This is a genomic window from Mesonia sp. K7, assembly GCF_003233725.1.
Lineage (GTDB): Bacteria > Bacteroidota > Bacteroidia > Flavobacteriales > Flavobacteriaceae > Mesonia.
The window spans coordinates 124,891-141,979 of record NZ_QKQV01000002.1 but is presented as its reverse complement, the minus strand read 5'-3'; the positions used below and the strand labels follow the sequence as shown (position 1 = coordinate 141,979).

Below are 17,089 nucleotides of genomic sequence, written 5' to 3'. Positions count from 1 at the left end.
TCTGGAGAATTACATTTATGAAACTGAAAAAAAATATACCGCACCTTATCGTCTTATTGTTGTTTGTTGTTGCAGCAGTAGCTTACTTTAGCCCTGTTTTGCAAGGAAAAACCATTTACCAAAGTGATATTGTCCATTATACAGGGATGGCAAAAAAGCAAATAGACTATAGAGAAAGTAACGGTGAAGAACTGTATTGGACAGACGCTGCTTTTGGCGGAATGCCAACTTACCAACTCGGAGCTAAATACCCTTTTAATGTCATTAAACAAATCGATTTGGGAATTCGTTTTTTACCTAGACCAGCCGATTATTTGTTTCTTTACTTTATAGGTTTATATATTCTTTTGCTTACGTTAAAATTAGACTACAAACTTGCTTTTTTAGGAGCTTTGGCATTTGGTTTTAGTACTTATCTCATCATTATTTTGGGTGTTGGTCACAACGCCAAAGCACATGCGATTGCTTATATGCCAATTGTTATCGCCGGAATGATAAAGATTTTTCGGAAAGATTATTTTTGGGGTTGGCTGTTGTTTACCCTTGGTTTGGCTTTAGAGCTCAACGCCAATCACTTTCAGATGACTTATTATTTGATGTTGTTGTGTTTGGTGATAGGAATTGTGTATTTAATAGACTTTATCAAAAAGAAGGAGTTCAAAACCTTTTTTATTGCTTTTGGGTTGCTGATTTTGGGAAGTGTAATCGCGGTAGGAACCAACGCTACCAATATTTTAGCTACCAAAGAATATGCTGATTTTAGTACGCGTGGTAAAGCTGAACTTACCCAAAATGCAGACGGAAGTCCGAAAACACAAAACGGCCTCGATTACGATTATATTACCGAATACAGTTACGGAATTTTTGAAACTTTCAACTTGATGGTACCACGATTTATGGGTGGTTCGAGTGCCGAAAAGTTAGATAGCGATTCGCATTTGTATAAAGAAGTGCTGAAAATGGGAGCAACTGCAGCGCAAGCAAAGGATTTTGCGGAAAATGCACCAACGTATTGGGGCGATCAAACTTATATCGGAGCTCCGGCGTATATTGGTGCAACGCTTATTTTCTTGTTTGTTTTTGCACTGTTTTTAGTGCGTGGCAAACTCAAATGGTGGATTGTCTCGGGCTCACTTTTGGCTTTATTGTTGTCTTGGGGTGACAATTTTGCGATTCTCACCAAACTCTTCCTCGAAGTGATGCCTTTTTACAACAAGTTTCGTGCGGTTTCGTCTATTCAAGTACTCATCGAGTTGTGTGTTCCTGTGTTAGCACTGGTAGGTTTATCGAAGTTGTATCAAAAAGATTTCGCTCAAGCGGAATTAATCAACGCTCTTAAAAAAAGTAGTTTTATTGTAGGCGGAATTTTATTTGGTTTTTATTTGCTTAAAAGCGTCTTTTTTGATTTTGCAGGAGCAAATGATGGGTATTTTATTCAGAATTACGGACAAAGCTTTGTAAATGCCTTAAAAGATGACCGAAAAGCGATGTTCAATGCCGATATATTGAGAAGTTTGTTATTTATAGTTGCTATCGCAGGAACGATTTGGGCTTTCTTAAAGCAGAAAATCAATAAGAATGTTTCGTTGGTTGCCATAGGAATTTTGATACTGTTAGATTTAGTGATGGTTGATAGAAAATATGTTAACAACGAAGACTTTGTCGCTAAAAGAATGATGGAACAACCTTTTTCTGCGACACCAGCAGATGTAGAAATTCAAAAAGACACGACACATTTTAGAGTATTAGACTTAAACGAAAGTTTATTGAATTCCGCGAGAGCTTCTTTTTTCCATAATTCCCTGGGAGGTTATCACGCGGCAAAACCAAAGCGTTTACAAAATATTTTCGATTACCACGTCGCTAAAGGCAATCAAGAGGTACTTAATATGATGAATGTGAAATATTTCATCACGCCTATGGAAGACAATACGGTTGTCCCACAGAAAAATGAAGAAGCCAACGGAAATGCTTGGTTTGTAGAAAATGTAAAATGGGTAGAAACTGCCGATGAAGCTATCCGCAAAATAGGAGAGGTCAACACTAAAAAAACAGCTGTTTTACAGAATGAATACCGACAAAACCTTGCAGGTGTTTCTTCGCAAAGTAATGACTCGCTTGCTCAAATAAAGTTGATTAACTATCATCCAGAAAAGTTGGTATATCAATACAACACTTCAGAAAGAAAGTTAGCCGTTTTTTCGGAGGTATTTTATGAAAATGGATGGAAAGCCGAAGTTGATGGGGAAGAAGTAGAGGTGTTAAAAAGCAACTATTTGTTACGTGCCGCTGTTTTACCCGCTGGAAACCACACCATAACTTTCAGTTTTAAACCAGAAGTGCTTAAAACTGGAACAACACTTACAATCATTTCGTTAGTTTTATTTATATTATTAATTCTTGCAGGAATTTTTTACGAGCGAAAAAAGAGAACTTCTAATGAATAAAAAAGTACTTATCATACTTTATTATTGGCCACCAGCTGGCGGTCCTGGCGTCCAGCGTTGGCTGAAGTTTGTAAAATATTTACCTGAATTTGGTATCGAACCCATTGTTTTTGCACCAAGTAATCCCGACTACCCGATTATCGATAAAGGTTTAGAGCGTGAAATTCAGGAAAACCTCAAATTTTATAAACTTCCCATTTGGGAACCCTACCGTTACGCTAATTTGTTTGGAAGCAAAAACAAGGCTAAAGAAATTAGTTCGGGATTAATTACAGATAGAAAAAAACAAGGTTTCATCGAGCGTTTAATGCTTTTTATTCGCGGAAATATGTTTATTCCCGATGCCCGTAAATTTTGGAAAAAACCTGCTGTAAATTTTCTCTCTAAAGTAATCGAAGAAGAACAAATCGATACAGTAATTTCTACCGGTCCGCCACATAGTTTACATTTAATCGCCAAAGATTTAAAAAAGAGGTTTAATATTAATTGGATAGCCGATTTTCGTGATCCCTGGACAAAAATAGGTTACCATGAAGACCTTAAACTTACCTCAACATCGAGAAAAAAGCATCTTAAATTAGAGCAAGCAGTTTTAGACACGGCTGATAAGATTGTCACGACGAGTTTTACCACACAAAAAGACTTTGAATCGCAAACCCAAACGCCTGTTTTTTGTGTGACCAATGGTTATGACGGAGCGCAAATTCACGAAAGTGAATTAGACGAACATTTTACCATTTCACATATTGGTTCGCTATTAACCAAGCGAAATCCTACGGTTTTGTGGGATGTGCTAGAAGAAATCATTATAGAAAACAAGCAATTTGAAGAACATTTTAAACTTCGCCTGATTGGAAAAGTGAGTGAAGATGTTTTGCAAAGTATGCGGTATCGAGCTTTGGAAAGCCATATAGAGAATTTAGGCTATTTAGCACATACAAAGTTGATTGATTACCAGTCGAAAACACAAGTTTTGCTATTGGTCGAGATTGACGAAGAAAAAACACGAGGAATTATTCCTGGGAAACTCTTTGAATACTTACGTGCCAATAGACCAATTTTAGCTATCGGTCCCAAAGATTGGGACGTTGGTGTGATTTTAAAACAAATTACAGGAAGTCCACATTTCGAATACTCACACAGAGAAGCCATAAAACAACAAATCTTACAATGGTTTGAAGCTTATCTAGAGAAAAAATTACAAGTAGACCATCAAGAGATATCGCAATTTCATCGTAAAGATTTAACCCGAAAATTAGCAGAAATTATTAAGAACTAGTGGGCATCATTTTTAAGCAATCATATCAAAATTTGTTGGTGACCTATTTCGGTTTTTTGATAGGTGCGCTTAATGTACTTTTTCTTTATCCAAAATTTTTGACACCAGAAAATTACGGTTTGATTACCTATTTACTTTCTGTCGGAACGCTTATTTGGCCCTTTTTAGGTTGGGGATTTAGCAATACGATTATTAAATTTTATTCAGCATATAAAGATAAAGTTGATCAATACAAATTACTTTCTTTAGCTCTTGTTTTTCCTTTGTTTGTTGGGCTTTTATTAGGAGTTTTTGGTATTGCTTTACAAGAAAAAATACACGATTATTTTTCTGATAATCCTTTGGTAAGACCTTATGTATATCTTATTTTAATGGTTGCGGTTTCCATCGCTTATTTCGAGGTTTTTTTTGCTTGGAGTAAATTGCAACTCAAAAGTGTTTTTGGAAATTTTCTCAAAGAAGTTTTCCATCGGGCGCTAACTTGTACGCTGCTTTTAGTTTACTTTTTTGAGTTAATTGATCTCAATATTCTTATTCATTCGATTGCCGTTGTTTATATCATACGTGCAATTGTGATGGGCGTTTATGCTTTTAAATTACTCCCGATAAAGTTTATATTTGGTTTTCCCACCGCTTACGCGAAAGTTTTTAAATATTCGTTACTTATCTTGATTGCAGGTTTTGTATCGACTTCTCTGTTAGATCTTGATAAATTTATGATTGAGTATTTCTTACCCATTTCAGAAGTTTCTATTTACGGAATAGCTACCTACATTGCAGCTGTAATTGTGGTTCCGTCACGAGCGATGCATCAAATTACCTTACCGATTACTGCAAATTTACTCAACCAAAAAAATTATTCAGAACTCAAATCTTTGCTGAAAAAGAGTTCGATTACCTTATTGGTTATCGGAGGTTTTATCTTTACACTTATTGTTGGTAATATCCAAGCGCTATATAGTTTTTTACCAGAAGATTACCAGCTCAATTTTTTGATTATTATTTTATTAGGCTTGGTTAAAATCTACGAAAGTGCCCTCGGAAATGCGAATTCTATACTTTACAATTCAGATTATTACCGTTTGGTGCTTTACAGCGGAATTTTTGCGATTCTAATGGCTGTATTACTCAATATTTGGTTAATTCCTACGCAAGGTATTTTAGGAGCAGCTTTGGCAACAGGGTTGGCTTATGGGTTGTATAATACGACTAAACTATTGATTGTCTACTACAAGTTCAAAATACATCCCTTCTCAAAGAAAAGTCTTTATGTTTTCCTGTTTGTGTGTGCTGTTTCCTCTATTTTTTATCACATCGCTTTTACTGAGGTTTGGTATATTGATATTGGGATAAAATCAATTCTGATTGGTGTGATTTTCTTTTTGGGAGTTAAATACCTCAATTTTTCAGAAGAAATCAAACAAAGTATCGACAATTTAATTCATAAAAAAAGGATTTTCTAAAAAGAAAACCCTTTTTCAACTACATTATGAAAAACAACTTATCTTCTGGTACGGTTATTAGTTGTTCTTGTATTTGTTGCACTTCTGTTTGAACTCGCATTTCTTGTAGTAGAAAAGTTTGTTCGTGTATTACTGATTGGAGTAGAAACACCAGTTCTTCTTGTTGGTAAAGTGGTATCTACACTCAAACTTCTTCTGTCTGTTCTTTGTATTTCTCTTACCTCATTATTTGCAGGAGAGACCTCACGTCTTGTAGGTTGCGTACTTCGAGTAGTATTTGTATTTCTCGTTCTAGGAGAAGTAGAAATGCTGTTTCTTCTAGTATTCGCATTTACTTCGGTATTTACGTCTCTACGGGTGTTACTACTTCTGGTATTTTCTGCAATAGCATTATCACGTCTGGTCACCATTTCACCTCGAGTGTAATTGCTTACTTTCTCAGAAGGTCTATAAAAACTCCGTACATTATTGTGATGACTACTTCTGTAATGGTCTCTGTATTCTACATAACTCACACGATAAGGTTGGTAATAATACCTGTAGGGTTCGTAATAAACAATCGTATAATGTGCTGGTGGGATCATATAATAATGGTGCCAAGGTTTAACTACATAAACTCTATTGAAACGATTGATATAACCTCTACGGTATAAAAAATGACCATTGGTATTGTAGAAAAACCTCATGTTTCCAATGCTCGAAACCCTACCAAAACGATTGTAATTGATAAAAACATCACCTGCCTGAATAATTCTACCGTAATAATCGTAGAAAACAGGGGTGTTTTCTATCTGTATCACCGCTCCGTAATCATCAAACTGTACAAACGGATTGTAGTTATATCCGCTATTAAAGCTAATGTTTATATTGTGATTTCTATAAAATCCTCGTGGTGCAGCAGGTTGATAGAAAAAATCGAATTGACCATCTGGATAAACCGCAAACTCAATATTGTTTTCTATAAAGATGATAGGATTACTTCCGTAGAACGGATCAGCAACATTCGTTTCGTTTTTAGCAAACGAAAATGAGCTAATCATCAGGGCTAAAAGGAGAACGAAATTTTTCATGATACTATATTTTAAATTACACCATTTAGAAAACAAATAATGTGCCAAAACTTGTGAAGATACTATTGGTAGGCTTTTTGAGACTTTTATAAAATACAAAGACTCTGTATAAAACAGAGCCTTTGCTAACCAACCAAAAAATTATACATCATGAATACATGAATGTACACCCTTTGATTACAAGAACTGTGCCATTAGACTTTCTGTTGCAAGTATGTTGCTGTGAAAGATTTGTTAATTTTCACGATCTCTTCGGGTGTTCCAAAGGCAAGAAGTTCTCCACCTTTGTCACCACCTTCTTTTCCTAAGTCAATAATATAATCAGCAGATTTGATTAAATCTAAGTTATGTTCGATAACAATAATTGAGTTTCCTTGATCTAAAAGTGCCTCAAAAGAAGCAAGTAATTTTTTGATATCATGAAAATGCAAGCCTGTAGTAGGTTCGTCAAAAATAAAAAGCGTTTTTTCTTTGGTGACTGCTTTACCTATAAATGTAGCGAGTTTGATGCGTTGTGCTTCGCCACCAGAAAGGGTAGAAGAGCTTTGTCCTAAAGAAACATAGCCCAAACCAACATCTTGCAGTGGTTGTAATTTTTTGACAATATTAGTTTTTTTATGTTCACTAAAAAATGCAATCGCATCATCGATGGTCATCTTTAAAACATCATCGATGTTTTTTTCTTTGAATTTTACTTCCAATACCTCTTTTTTGAAACGCTTGCCTCGACATATTTCACACTCTAAATGAACATCGGCCATAAATTGCATTTCGATGGTTACTTCACCTTCACCTTTACAAGTCTCGCATCTTCCGCCATCGACATTAAAGCTAAAATGTTTTGGCAGAAAACCTCTGTTGAGCGCAAGTTTCTGATTTGCAAAAAGCGAGCGAATCACATCGTAAGCTTTCACGTATGTTACTGGATTAGAACGTGAAGAACGCCCAATCGGATTTTGATCGATAAACTCTACGTTTTTGATGTTATCAAATTTACCTTCTATTTTGGTATGCTCACCAATTTTTGAGCCGTAACCGCCAATTTCTTTTAAAATTGCTGGGTATAATATTTTTTTGACCAAAGTGCTTTTTCCGCTACCGGAAACTCCTGTAACCGCAGTGAAAACGCCTAAAGGAAAACGAACATTTATATTTTTTAAATTGTGGGCTCTTGCCCCAATGATATCGATATAATATTTATAATCTCTGCGCTTTCGCGGAACTTCAATCTCAAGTTTCCCGCTTAAGTAATTTCCCGTAAGACTATTTGATTTTAGAATCGTTTTGTAATCTCCCGTTGCTACCACTTCGCCACCAAACGTTCCAGCTTCCGGACCAATATCAATAATCTCATCGGCCATTTTCATAATGTCTTCGTCGTGTTCTACCACAATTACGGTGTTGCCCAAATCACGTAGTTTTTTTAACACCTCAATGAGTTTTTCGGTGTCTTTAGGATGTAAACCAATCGAAGGTTCGTCGAGAATATACATTGAACCTACCAAGCTCGATCCTAGAGAAGTAGCCAAATTGATACGTTGTGATTCGCCTCCTGATAAAGAATTAGATTTTCTGTTGAGCGTCAAGTAATTTAAACCTACTTGCGCCAGAAAAGACAACCGGCTATTGATTTCCTTGAGTAATCTGGTGGCAATTTTTTCATCATTTTCATTTAACTTCAATTCCTTGAAGAATTTAGCTAACTCATCAATAGGTAAGTTGACCAAATCTGAAATCGATTTGCTATCAATTTTTACATAGTTGGCTTCTTTTCGTAAACGCTTTCCTTTACATTCAGGACAAATTGTTTTTCCGCGATAACGTGATAGCATTACCCGATTCTGAATTTTATAAGCTTTGGCTTCTAATTCGTCAAAAAAAGATGTTAGTCCTTCAAAATATTGATTACCATCCCAAAGCAATTCTTTTTGAGATTCGGTAAGCTCATAGTAGGGTTTATGAACAGGGAAATCGAATTTATGGGCATTGTTGACCAACTGATCTCTGTACCAACTCATGCTTTCACCACGCCAAGGAAAAATAGCATCTTCGTAGACCGAAAGCGAAGTGTTGGGAATAATCAAATCGATGTCCAAACCAATGATATCGCCATAACCCTCGCATTTGGGACAAGCTCCAAACGGATTGTTGAAACTGAACAAATGAATGTTAGGTTCATTAAAAGTAATTCCATCTTTTTCAAACCGATTGTTATATTCTTTAATGGTATTGTCGTTTAAGTTTTCGAGCAGCAAATCGCCTTTTCCTTCGTAAAAAGCCGTTTGCACAGAGTCTGCCAAACGGTGAAAGAAATCTTCGTCATCTTTCTTTACAATACGATCGACTACGAGAAAGATTTCGCCAACGAGCATTTTCGGTTTTTCATCTATTCTATAAACGGTATCGTCTATTTTTATGCGGCTAAAACCTTGCTGTTGTAAAACCTCTATTTTTTTTTCGATGGTTCTACCTTCTTCTACTTTTATAGGTGCAAGCAATAAGAGTTTTTCCTTTTCAGGTAATTGCTTGATGTAATTGATCACATCGGTCACCGAATCTTTCTTGACCAAATCGCCCGAAATAGGAGAGTAGGTTTTACCAATTCTCGCGTATAGCAACTTTAAGTAATCGTATATTTCTGTGGTTGTACCCACCGTAGAACGCGGATTGGTCGAATTCACTTTTTGCTCGATAGCAATTGCAGGAGCAATTCCTTTAATATAGTCTACTTTAGGTTTGTCTAATCTTCCTAAAAACTGTCTGGCGTAAGAAGATAAACTTTCTACATAACGGCGTTGTCCTTCCGCGTAAAGCGTATCGAAGGCCAAACTTGATTTTCCAGAGCCAGATAAACCCGTAATCACCACCAATTTATTTCTCGGGATGACCACATCTATATTTTTAAGGTTATGCAGTTTTGCTCCTTTGATAATGATGTTTTCTTTGGGGTTTACTTCTTGAAGTGTTGTAGGCATAGCTTTCTAAAAATAGTTTGCTAAGATAAGTAAAGTCTTGAGCTCTATAAAATAAAGTAAGGAATAGAAAAATGTTAAAATATTTAACTTTTTTGGAATTCTGAAAATTAAGTTGTTATATTTATGCCGTAATCATAAAAAAAACGCCTATTACATACAGTTACTTTAACCCAAAATTCTAAATTTTAATAAGCACATCTATTGTGCGTTTAATCTAAGTAGCTGTATGAAAAAGATCGAATCCCCAACCGATGCTCAATTAGTTAGTGCCTATATCGCAGGCGACGAAATAGCACTTTCGAAATTAATAAACAATCACCAACAACGTTTATACAACTTTATCTATTCTAAGGTTTATGATAGAGATGTCGCAGACGATATTTTCCAGGATACCTTTATAAAAGTAATTAGAACGCTTAAACGCGGAAAATATAATGAAGAAGGTAAATTTTTACCTTGGGTCATGCGAATTGCTCATAATTTGGTCATCGACCATTTCAGAAAAAATAAACGTATGCCAAAGTTTGAAGGTTTTGGTGATTTCGACATTTTTGATTTCATTAAAGATGATGGGCTAAATGTTGAAAAACAAATTATTAAAGACCAAATCGAGTTTGATTTGGTTGGTCTGATAGATGAGCTTCCAGAAGATCAAAAAGAAGTCCTGAATATGCGTATTTTTAAAGATATGAGCTTTAAAGAAATAGCCGTTTCTACCGATGTAAGTATCAATACAGCATTAGGTAGAATGCGTTATGCGCTCATCAATCTTAGAAAAATTATAGAAAAACACAATATTGTTCTCACAAATTAATCTTGGTACACAATAAGCCATTTCATTTTACGTTTTTAACGTTAGTAGATACCAATAAAAAACAAATAAATGGCAAAACTTTACGCAAAAAAACCAAGATCAAACAAAAATTTGGAAGGGATAAAACCTAAACAAGAAACCATTGATTTTATACTCAACTATTCAAAAGCCTTAAAAATAGTAACGTATAAAAAAGAAAAATTTGAAACGATTTTGAATTAACCTAAAAAGAGTCTTAATTTTTAAGGCTCTTTTTTTTATCCAAATAAGCTTTAATTACCGATTTTCTTCCGATGGTTTTGGTAATGATATCTTTATCTAAACTCCAACCACGAGCAGGCGAATACTCACGACCATACCAAATAATTTGCAGGTGTAAATCATTCCAGATATTTTTTGGAAAAAGTCTTTTGGCGTCTTTTTCGGTTTGTACCACATTTTTTCCGTTGCTAAAACCCCAACGATACATCAGTCGGTGGATATGTGTATCTACCGGAAAAGCAGGAATACCAAAAGCTTGTGAGACTACAACACTCGCGGTTTTATGCCCAACGGCAGGTAATTTTTCTAGTTCTTCTATACTTTGCGGAACTTTACCGCCGTGTTCTTCAATAAGAATCTGAGAAAGCCCATATATTCCTTTCGATTTCATCGGTGAAAGCCCAACAGGTTTAATGATCTCTCTAATTTCTTCTACAGAAAGCTTCACCATATCATACGGATTATCTGCTTTTGCAAACAGTAGAGGTGTGATTTGGTTTACACGCACATCAGTACTTTGGGCCGACATCAAAACTGCGATGAGTAAAGTATACGGATCTTTATGGTCTAAGGGTATCGGAATTTCTGGATAAAGTTCATTTAAGGTATTTATTACGAAATTTACTTTTTCTTTCTTGGTCATTTCTTTATTTTAGACAAAAATAAGAATTATGACCACATTAAAAGCAGGAGACAAAGCACCAAGTTTTAAAACTGAAGATCAGGACGGAAATTTACACTTGTTAGAAGATTATAGAGGTTCAAAATTGGTTATTTTCTTTTATCCAAAAGCCAATACACCGGGTTGTATTGTAGAAGCTTGTAATTTAAGAGATAACTGGCAGCGATTTCAAGCAGCAGGTTACGAGATTTTGGGTGTAAGTGCAGATACGAAGCGAAGACAAAAAAATTTCGTTAAAAAATACGATTTACCTTTTCCCTTATTAGCCGATGTCGAGAAAGAAGTTATCAATGCATATGGCGTTTGGGGACCAAAAAAATTTATGGGCAGAACCTTCGACGGAATACACCGAACCACTTTTGTGATTAACGAGGAAGGTATTATTGAAGAGGTGATTGGCAAGGTAAAAACCAAAGATCACGCCAACCAGATACTGTAGTTAGGCTAGATAAAACCTAAAAGCCTCTATGATTTGTTTTTCACTTACGTGGATATCTATTTTGGCCTGACCAATGTCTTCCAACAACACAAAATTGACTGCTGAGCTGTTATTTTTTTTGTCGTATTGAAGCAGCTGTATAATTTCTGCGATATCTTTTTCCGTAAAATGTACTTTTTCGAAAGTTTGTAAAAGCACTTTTTTTATTTCTTCTACTTTTTTATGTGGCAAGTCTAATTCTGAATATGATAAGTGACTTTCTAAAACCATTCCAATAGCAATCGCTTCACCGTGTGTCAGGTTTTTGAATTGGTTGTCCTGATGTGAATAACTTTCGATGGCGTGGCCTAAAGTATGACCAAAATTTAAGATTTTACGCAAGCCATTTTCGTAAATATCTTTAGTGACCACTTCGTCTTTTATGTTGATAGAAGTCAGGATAAGATTTTCTAAATCGGCTAACGAAAGTTGTGACAAATCAGAAAGTTCTTTCCAATAATTTTTACTGGTAATCAAACCGTGTTTGTACATTTCTGCCAAGCCACTTTTAAGTTCGCGTTGCGGTAAAGTCTCTAAGTAATTGATGTCTAACAAGACTATTTCTGGCATTTTAAAAGAACCCACCTGATTTTTTAAGGTGTTGAGGTTGACACCTGTTTTTCCGCCTGCAGAAGCATCTACCATGCCCAACAAACTGGTTGGAATATTGATAAAACTGATGCCTCGTTGGTAAGTAGAAGCAATAAAACCACCAATATCGGTCGTCATTCCGCCACCAAGATTCATGAGTAGTGAATTGCGTTTGGCACCGAGTTCAGAAAGCGTTTCCCAAATTCCTGTACAAGTTTCGATGGTTTTGTTTTCTTCTCCAGCTTCAATTTCTATAACTTCAATAGGTAAACTGGTTGCTAATTGTGGTAAAAAGTGTGGCAAACAATAGGCTTGTGTATTACTGTCGACCAAAATAAAGATGTTGGCAAACGTGTTTTTTGTGAGCCACATATTTAATTCCGCGTAAGCGTGATCACCATAAAAAAGCTTGGTATGATTACCGATAAGCATTTGCATAAAAAATGATGTTTGTTGACTCGAAATTAAAGAGAAAAACTCAAATATTCCCGATTGAGAAATTATATTTGCAAAAAATTGCTTTATTATTCTATGGAACAAAAAATCTTTAACGATACCAAGCGCGCATTTGCTTTAAAAAGTGATAAGGAACTAAAAGAATCTCTTTTTGTTTTTGGGTTGATGAACCGTCCTGTTTTAGTAGATATTGGTACACGCATCACTCCATTGGCACTAAAACTTAGATTGCCTGTTGAAGGTTTGATAAAAAAGACAATTTTTAAGATGTTCTGTGGCGGCGAGACCAAAACAGAATGTTTGCCTATCATCAAAAAAATGCACGAAAAAGATGTGCATAGTGTGCTGGATTATTCTTCTGAGGGAAAAGAAGAAGAAGCACATTTTGATAAAAACTTGGATATAAAATGTAGGATTGTTGAATTTGCCAAAGGCAAAAACGAAATACCATTTACGGTTTTTAAACCTACAGGAATAGGAAGGTTTGCCATATGGGAAAAAGTATCGGCAAAGGAAGAACTGACAGACGAAGAGCAATTAGAGTGGAATAAAGTGGTTGCCAGGGTAGATAAAATATGCAAACTGGCGTATGATTTAGACGTTAGAATTTTAGCTGATGCAGAAGAGTCTTGGATGCAAGATGCTGCCGACAAGCTTTTGGAGGAAATGATGGAAAAATACAATACAAAAAAAGCTATTGTATATAACACTTTACAATGTTATCGTTGGGATAGATTACAATATATTAAAGATTTGCATGCCAAAGCGCAAGAAAAAGGTTTTAAGGTAGGAGCAAAGGTAGTTCGTGGCGCGTATATGGAAAAAGAAAATGCCCGTGCCGAAAGAATGGGGTATCCGACCCCAATTTGCGAGGACAAAGAAGCCACCGATGTCAATTTTAATGCGGTGGTGTATTACGCAATGCAACATTTAGAAGATATTTCGCTCTATATTGGTACGCACAACGAGGTAAGTACTTATTTGACCATGCAACTTATGGAAGAAAAAGAAATTGCCAAAGACGACGACCGTATATGGTTTAGCCAATTATATGGTATGAGTGATCATATTTCTTTTAATTTGGGTAACCATGGTTATAATGCCGCAAAATTGGTTCCTTTTGGTCCCATTAGAGATGTGATTCCTTACTTGATGCGTCGTGCTCAAGAAAACACTTCCGTGAAAGGGCAAACCGGAAGGGAATATGCCTTGTTACAAGAAGAAAAACAACGTCGTGATGGTACTTATGTGAAGCGAGTAGGGTAGAGTCTGAGTTGAAAGTTGAAAACTTCAGGTTTTAAAGTTTTCGGGTAAGCGGGTATAAAATAGTTGGCAGTGTTTCAGAAGTAAGAAACAAGAATAAGCACATTATAACATTCACACATTCGCTTATATGGATCATCAAATTCTCTAACCTTCTAATCATCTGAGGTTCTAAAAATCTAACCTATTCTTTAAACAAAAACTTCAAGCCCATTCTACTGAGCATTTTCTTTTCAAAATTCCAGAAGAATTTAAACTGCCCGAAAATAAATCCGAAAAGCAACAATAAAACCTGGTAAAAAGGGAAGATAAGAATAAGTCGAAGTGTGTAGTACAAAAAACCGCCCCAAAAACCTTCTGCAAAAGTCTCACGAGTGACGTTAATCAATTCTAAAAAAGGTTTGGCTACATAAACCGAAGACGAACCAGTGATCGCAAACACCATAAAAATGATGACCATTTGCCAATTCGATTCAATTCCCCATTTTTTCTTTAATTTTTCCATTTATGGATTTTCTATTTTATTTAAGTCGACAATAAAACTGTCAGGATATTTTTCTTTGATACTTTGTTGAAAGGCTTCGACTTCTTCTCTCGATTTAAAATCGGTGATCAAAACAGCAAAAAGCTCTTTTTGATTTACAGTTTTAGCTTTTACCATTACTGTTTTTTGCGCCTCAAACAAAAACTCTTTGGCTACCTCAAAAGCTTTTTCTTTTTCACTAAAGACAACAATTTGTATACCAAGTTTTTCTTCAGCAATTTTCTTTTTTAGATTTAAGCTGTCAACAATTTTGGTACTGGTTTTAATATCGAGCGCCTTCTTTTTGAAATTTTTGATGGCTTCTTTTTTTCGTTTTTCTATAGCAGCTTTCTGCTTTTCGAAATAGGCTTCAAACTCCTGTTTGTGAATCCCTAATTGTGAAATTGGTGGATTTCCTTTTTGGGTAATGATGGTCACTTCAACGGGAGTTACACCTTGATGGATAAAACCCAATTTCTTTGCCATTGCTCGTGTTAAATCGATAATTCTTCCTTTTACAAATGGTCCACGATCGTTAATGATTACCTGTACTACTTTTTTATTCCGTAGGTTGGTTACTTTCACGTAAGTGCCAAAAGGTAAACTTTTATGGGCTGCGGTTTTTAGTTTTTGCGAAAAGGTTTCGCCACTTGCCGTCAGACGACCTTCAAAAAAATCGGCGTAGAAAGAAGCTTCGCCTATTTGAGTTTGGGCTATAGTACACCAACTAAAAAAACTTAGGAGTAATAAGAGATATGTCGATTTATTGTTTACCAAACTTTTCTATGATTTGTTCTGCAAGTTCGCTGCCAATTCTGTCTTGTGCTTCTACAGTAGAACCTGCAATGTGCGGACTTAAACTTATACCAGGATGCATCAACAATTGAATTTCTGGGGTGGGTTCTTTTTCAAAAACATCTAATCCGGCGAAAGCTAACTTACCACTGTCGAGTGCTTTTATGAGTGCGACTTCGTCTAACACGCCACCACGAGCAGTGTTAATAATCGCACTGCCTTTTTTCATCTTATCGATTTCTGCTTCGCCAATCATATAACTTTTTTGTGCAGGAACGTGTAGCGAAATAATATCACTTTGCGACAATAACTCGTTTATTTTTACTTTTTTAATCACAAAATCCAAGGATTGATTATCGTAAAAATCTACGGTCACAGTTTCCTTATCAGGTTTATCGGTGCTGGCGATAACTCGCATTCCTAACGCAATTGCCATTTTAGCGACTTCTTTTCCGATACGACCAAAACCGATAATTCCTAATGTTTTTCCTTTGAGTTCGGTTGCCTTGCTGTACGCTTTTTTAAGTTCTTTAAACTTTACATCGCCTTCTAAAGGCATTTCTTGGTTGGCATCTTTTAGAAAACGGATTCCGCTAAAAATATGGGCAAAAACCATTTCGGCAACACTTCGCGAAGAAGCTGCCGGTGTATTGATTACTGGAATTCCTTTACTTTCTGCGTAAGCCACATCGATATTGTCTAAACCAACGCCACCACGACCGATGAGTTTAAGTTTTGTAGCGTCGATAAGCTCTTGACGCACTTTGGTGGCACTTCGCACTAATAAGATTTCGATGTTATTTTGGTTGATGTAATTGGCCAATTGATCTTGAGCAACTTTTACGGTTTGTACTTCATATCCAGCATTTTCTAATGCTAAAACTCCGCTTTGGGAAATTCCGTCGTTGGCTAATATCTTCATAAGTTATGCTTTTTGTTCTAAATTTTTCATCACTTCTACCAAAACGTGTACACTTTCTAATGGCAAGGCATTATACATCGAGGCGCGATAACCACCAACACTTCGGTGACCATTTAAACCATTTATGCCGGCTTCTTGCCACAAGGTGTTGAATTTTTCTTTTAGACTTTCGTCGGAAAGGTTAAAAGTAGCATTCATTGGCGAACGGTCTTCTTTGGCTGCAAAACCTGTAAAAAGTGGGTTTCTGTCGATTTCGTTATAAAGTAAATCTGCCTTTTTGGTATTCACTTTTTCGATGGCTGAAATTCCGCCTTGAGCTTTTAACCAGCGTAAATTAAGCAAACTCACATAAATGGCATAAACCGAAGGTGTGTTGAACATCGTGTCTTTATCGATATGAACTTGGTAATTGAGCATCGATGGAATTTGACGTTCTACTTTTCCGAGAATATCGTTCTTGATGACAACTAAAGTTGTTCCGGCGGGACCCATATTTTTCTGTGCTCCAGCATAAATAAGATCAAACTGAGAAAAGTCGAACTGTCGCGAGAAAATATCACTACTCATATCACAAACCATGCGAACATCGGTTTGCGGAAAACTCTTCATCTGTGTACCAAAAATGGTATTATTACTGGTGCAGTGAAAATAATCTGCATCTGCAGGGATTTGGTAATTCTTCGGGATATAATTGAAGTTTTTATCGGCAGAAGAAGCTACTTCAATCACTTCACCAAACAATTTTGCTTCTTTTAAGGCCTTGCTAGACCAAGTTCCGGTATTGAGATAAGCCGCTTTTTTCTGTAAAAGATTGTAAGCCACCATCAAAAACTGTGTACTTGCTCCACCGTGTAGAAATAGTGCCGTGTAACCTTTGTTTTCGAGATTTAATAACTCTAAAGCTAGGTTTCTGGCTTCTTCAACCACGGCAACAAAATCTTTGCTTCGGTGTGAAATCTCAAGAATTGAAAGTCCGGAATTGTTGAAATCTAAAATAGCCTTTGAGGCTTCTTGAAAAACTTCTTGTGGTAAAATACAAGGTCCAGCACTATAATTATGTTTTTTCATGG

15 protein-coding genes are annotated in these 17,089 nt (G+C 35.9%); 7 read left to right on the top strand and 8 right to left on the bottom strand.

The genetic code is table 11. The annotated features are described in order from the left end of the window. The first annotated feature begins 17 nt into the window (after window positions 1–17). The 3 genes from DNG35_RS02100 to DNG35_RS02090 are packed head-to-tail and all read left to right on the top strand — an operon-like array spanning window position 18 to window position 5,189. Entirely contained in the window at window positions 18–2,447 is a 2,430-nt protein-coding gene (locus tag DNG35_RS02100) for a YfhO family protein (protein WP_111126104.1), read from the top strand. After that, window positions 2,440–3,726 (top strand): glycosyl transferase family 1, encoded by a 1,287-nt coding sequence (locus DNG35_RS02095; RefSeq protein ID WP_111126103.1) that lies wholly within the window; start codon window positions 2,440–2,442, stop codon window positions 3,724–3,726. Before DNG35_RS02100 ends, DNG35_RS02095 begins: the two co-directional genes overlap by 8 nt. After that, on the top strand, window positions 3,726–5,189 hold the full coding sequence (locus DNG35_RS02090) for a polysaccharide biosynthesis C-terminal domain-containing protein (RefSeq protein WP_111126102.1): 1,464 nt from the start codon (window positions 3,726–3,728) through the stop codon (window positions 5,187–5,189). Before DNG35_RS02095 ends, DNG35_RS02090 begins: the two co-directional genes overlap by 1 nt. Window positions 5,190–5,227: 38 nt before the next feature. Here the strand turns inward: DNG35_RS02090 and DNG35_RS02085 are convergent, their stop codons facing one another. Then, the gene (locus DNG35_RS02085; RefSeq protein ID WP_111126101.1) at window positions 5,228–6,259 is read right to left on the bottom strand and encodes a hypothetical protein; all 1,032 of its coding nucleotides are present in this window, start codon (window positions 6,257–6,259) and stop codon (window positions 5,228–5,230) included. A gap of 194 nt (window positions 6,260–6,453) precedes the next feature. Further along, on the bottom strand, window positions 6,454–9,234 hold the full coding sequence (gene uvrA / locus DNG35_RS02080; RefSeq protein ID WP_111126100.1) for an excinuclease ABC subunit UvrA: 2,781 nt from the start codon (window positions 9,232–9,234) through the stop codon (window positions 6,454–6,456). A gap of 226 nt (window positions 9,235–9,460) precedes the next feature. Between uvrA and DNG35_RS02075 the strand changes: the two genes are divergently transcribed. Beyond that, window positions 9,461–10,048: an RNA polymerase sigma factor gene (locus DNG35_RS02075; protein WP_111126099.1), complete on the top strand. Its 588-nt coding sequence runs from the start codon at window positions 9,461–9,463 to the stop codon at window positions 10,046–10,048. Between the two features lie 69 nt (window positions 10,049–10,117). Continuing rightward, on the top strand, window positions 10,118–10,270 hold the full coding sequence (locus tag DNG35_RS12245; protein ID WP_199489086.1) for a hypothetical protein: 153 nt from the start codon (window positions 10,118–10,120) through the stop codon (window positions 10,268–10,270). Window positions 10,271–10,283: 13 nt separating this feature from the next. Here the strand turns inward: DNG35_RS12245 and nth are convergent, their stop codons facing one another. Next, window positions 10,284–10,952, bottom strand: a complete 669-nt coding sequence (nth, locus tag DNG35_RS02070) for an endonuclease III (protein ID WP_111126098.1) — start codon at window positions 10,950–10,952, stop codon at window positions 10,284–10,286. 28 nt (window positions 10,953–10,980) lie between these two features. On the opposite strand from nth, the gene bcp reads away from it, so the two are divergent. Then, window positions 10,981–11,430 carry a thioredoxin-dependent thiol peroxidase gene (gene bcp / locus DNG35_RS02065; protein ID WP_111126097.1) on the top strand — a complete coding sequence of 150 codons (450 nt, stop codon included), beginning with the start codon at window positions 10,981–10,983 and terminating at the stop codon, window positions 11,428–11,430. Here bcp and aroB read toward each other — a convergent pair whose 3' ends face one another. Then, a complete protein-coding gene (gene aroB, locus DNG35_RS02060; RefSeq protein WP_111126096.1) occupies window positions 11,431–12,498 on the bottom strand; it encodes a 3-dehydroquinate synthase in 1,068 nt (355 codons plus the stop codon). It lies immediately after the preceding gene. A gap of 93 nt (window positions 12,499–12,591) precedes the next feature. On the opposite strand from aroB, the gene DNG35_RS02055 reads away from it, so the two are divergent. Then, on the top strand, window positions 12,592–13,782 hold the full coding sequence (locus DNG35_RS02055) for a proline dehydrogenase family protein (protein WP_111126095.1): 1,191 nt from the start codon (window positions 12,592–12,594) through the stop codon (window positions 13,780–13,782). A gap of 181 nt (window positions 13,783–13,963) precedes the next feature. On the opposite strand, the gene DNG35_RS02050 is transcribed toward DNG35_RS02055, so the two are convergent. From DNG35_RS02050 to serC, 4 genes are read right to left on the bottom strand one after another with little or no spacing between them, the layout of a single operon-like run. After that, the gene (locus tag DNG35_RS02050) at window positions 13,964–14,284 is read right to left on the bottom strand and encodes a DUF6787 family protein (protein WP_111126094.1); all 321 of its coding nucleotides are present in this window, start codon (window positions 14,282–14,284) and stop codon (window positions 13,964–13,966) included. Beyond that, on the bottom strand, window positions 14,285–15,079 hold the full coding sequence (locus DNG35_RS02045; RefSeq protein WP_111126093.1) for a septal ring lytic transglycosylase RlpA family protein: 795 nt from the start codon (window positions 15,077–15,079) through the stop codon (window positions 14,285–14,287). Next, window positions 15,066–16,019, bottom strand: coding sequence for a D-2-hydroxyacid dehydrogenase (locus tag DNG35_RS02040; protein ID WP_111126092.1), 954 nt, complete (start codon window positions 16,017–16,019; stop codon window positions 15,066–15,068). The genes DNG35_RS02045 and DNG35_RS02040 overlap by 14 nt, the downstream gene beginning before the upstream one ends. Window positions 16,020–16,022: 3 nt before the next feature. Next, window positions 16,023–17,087, bottom strand: coding sequence for a 3-phosphoserine/phosphohydroxythreonine transaminase (gene serC, locus DNG35_RS02035; RefSeq protein WP_111126091.1), 1,065 nt, complete (start codon window positions 17,085–17,087; stop codon window positions 16,023–16,025). Window positions 17,088–17,089: the final 2 nt, after the last annotated feature.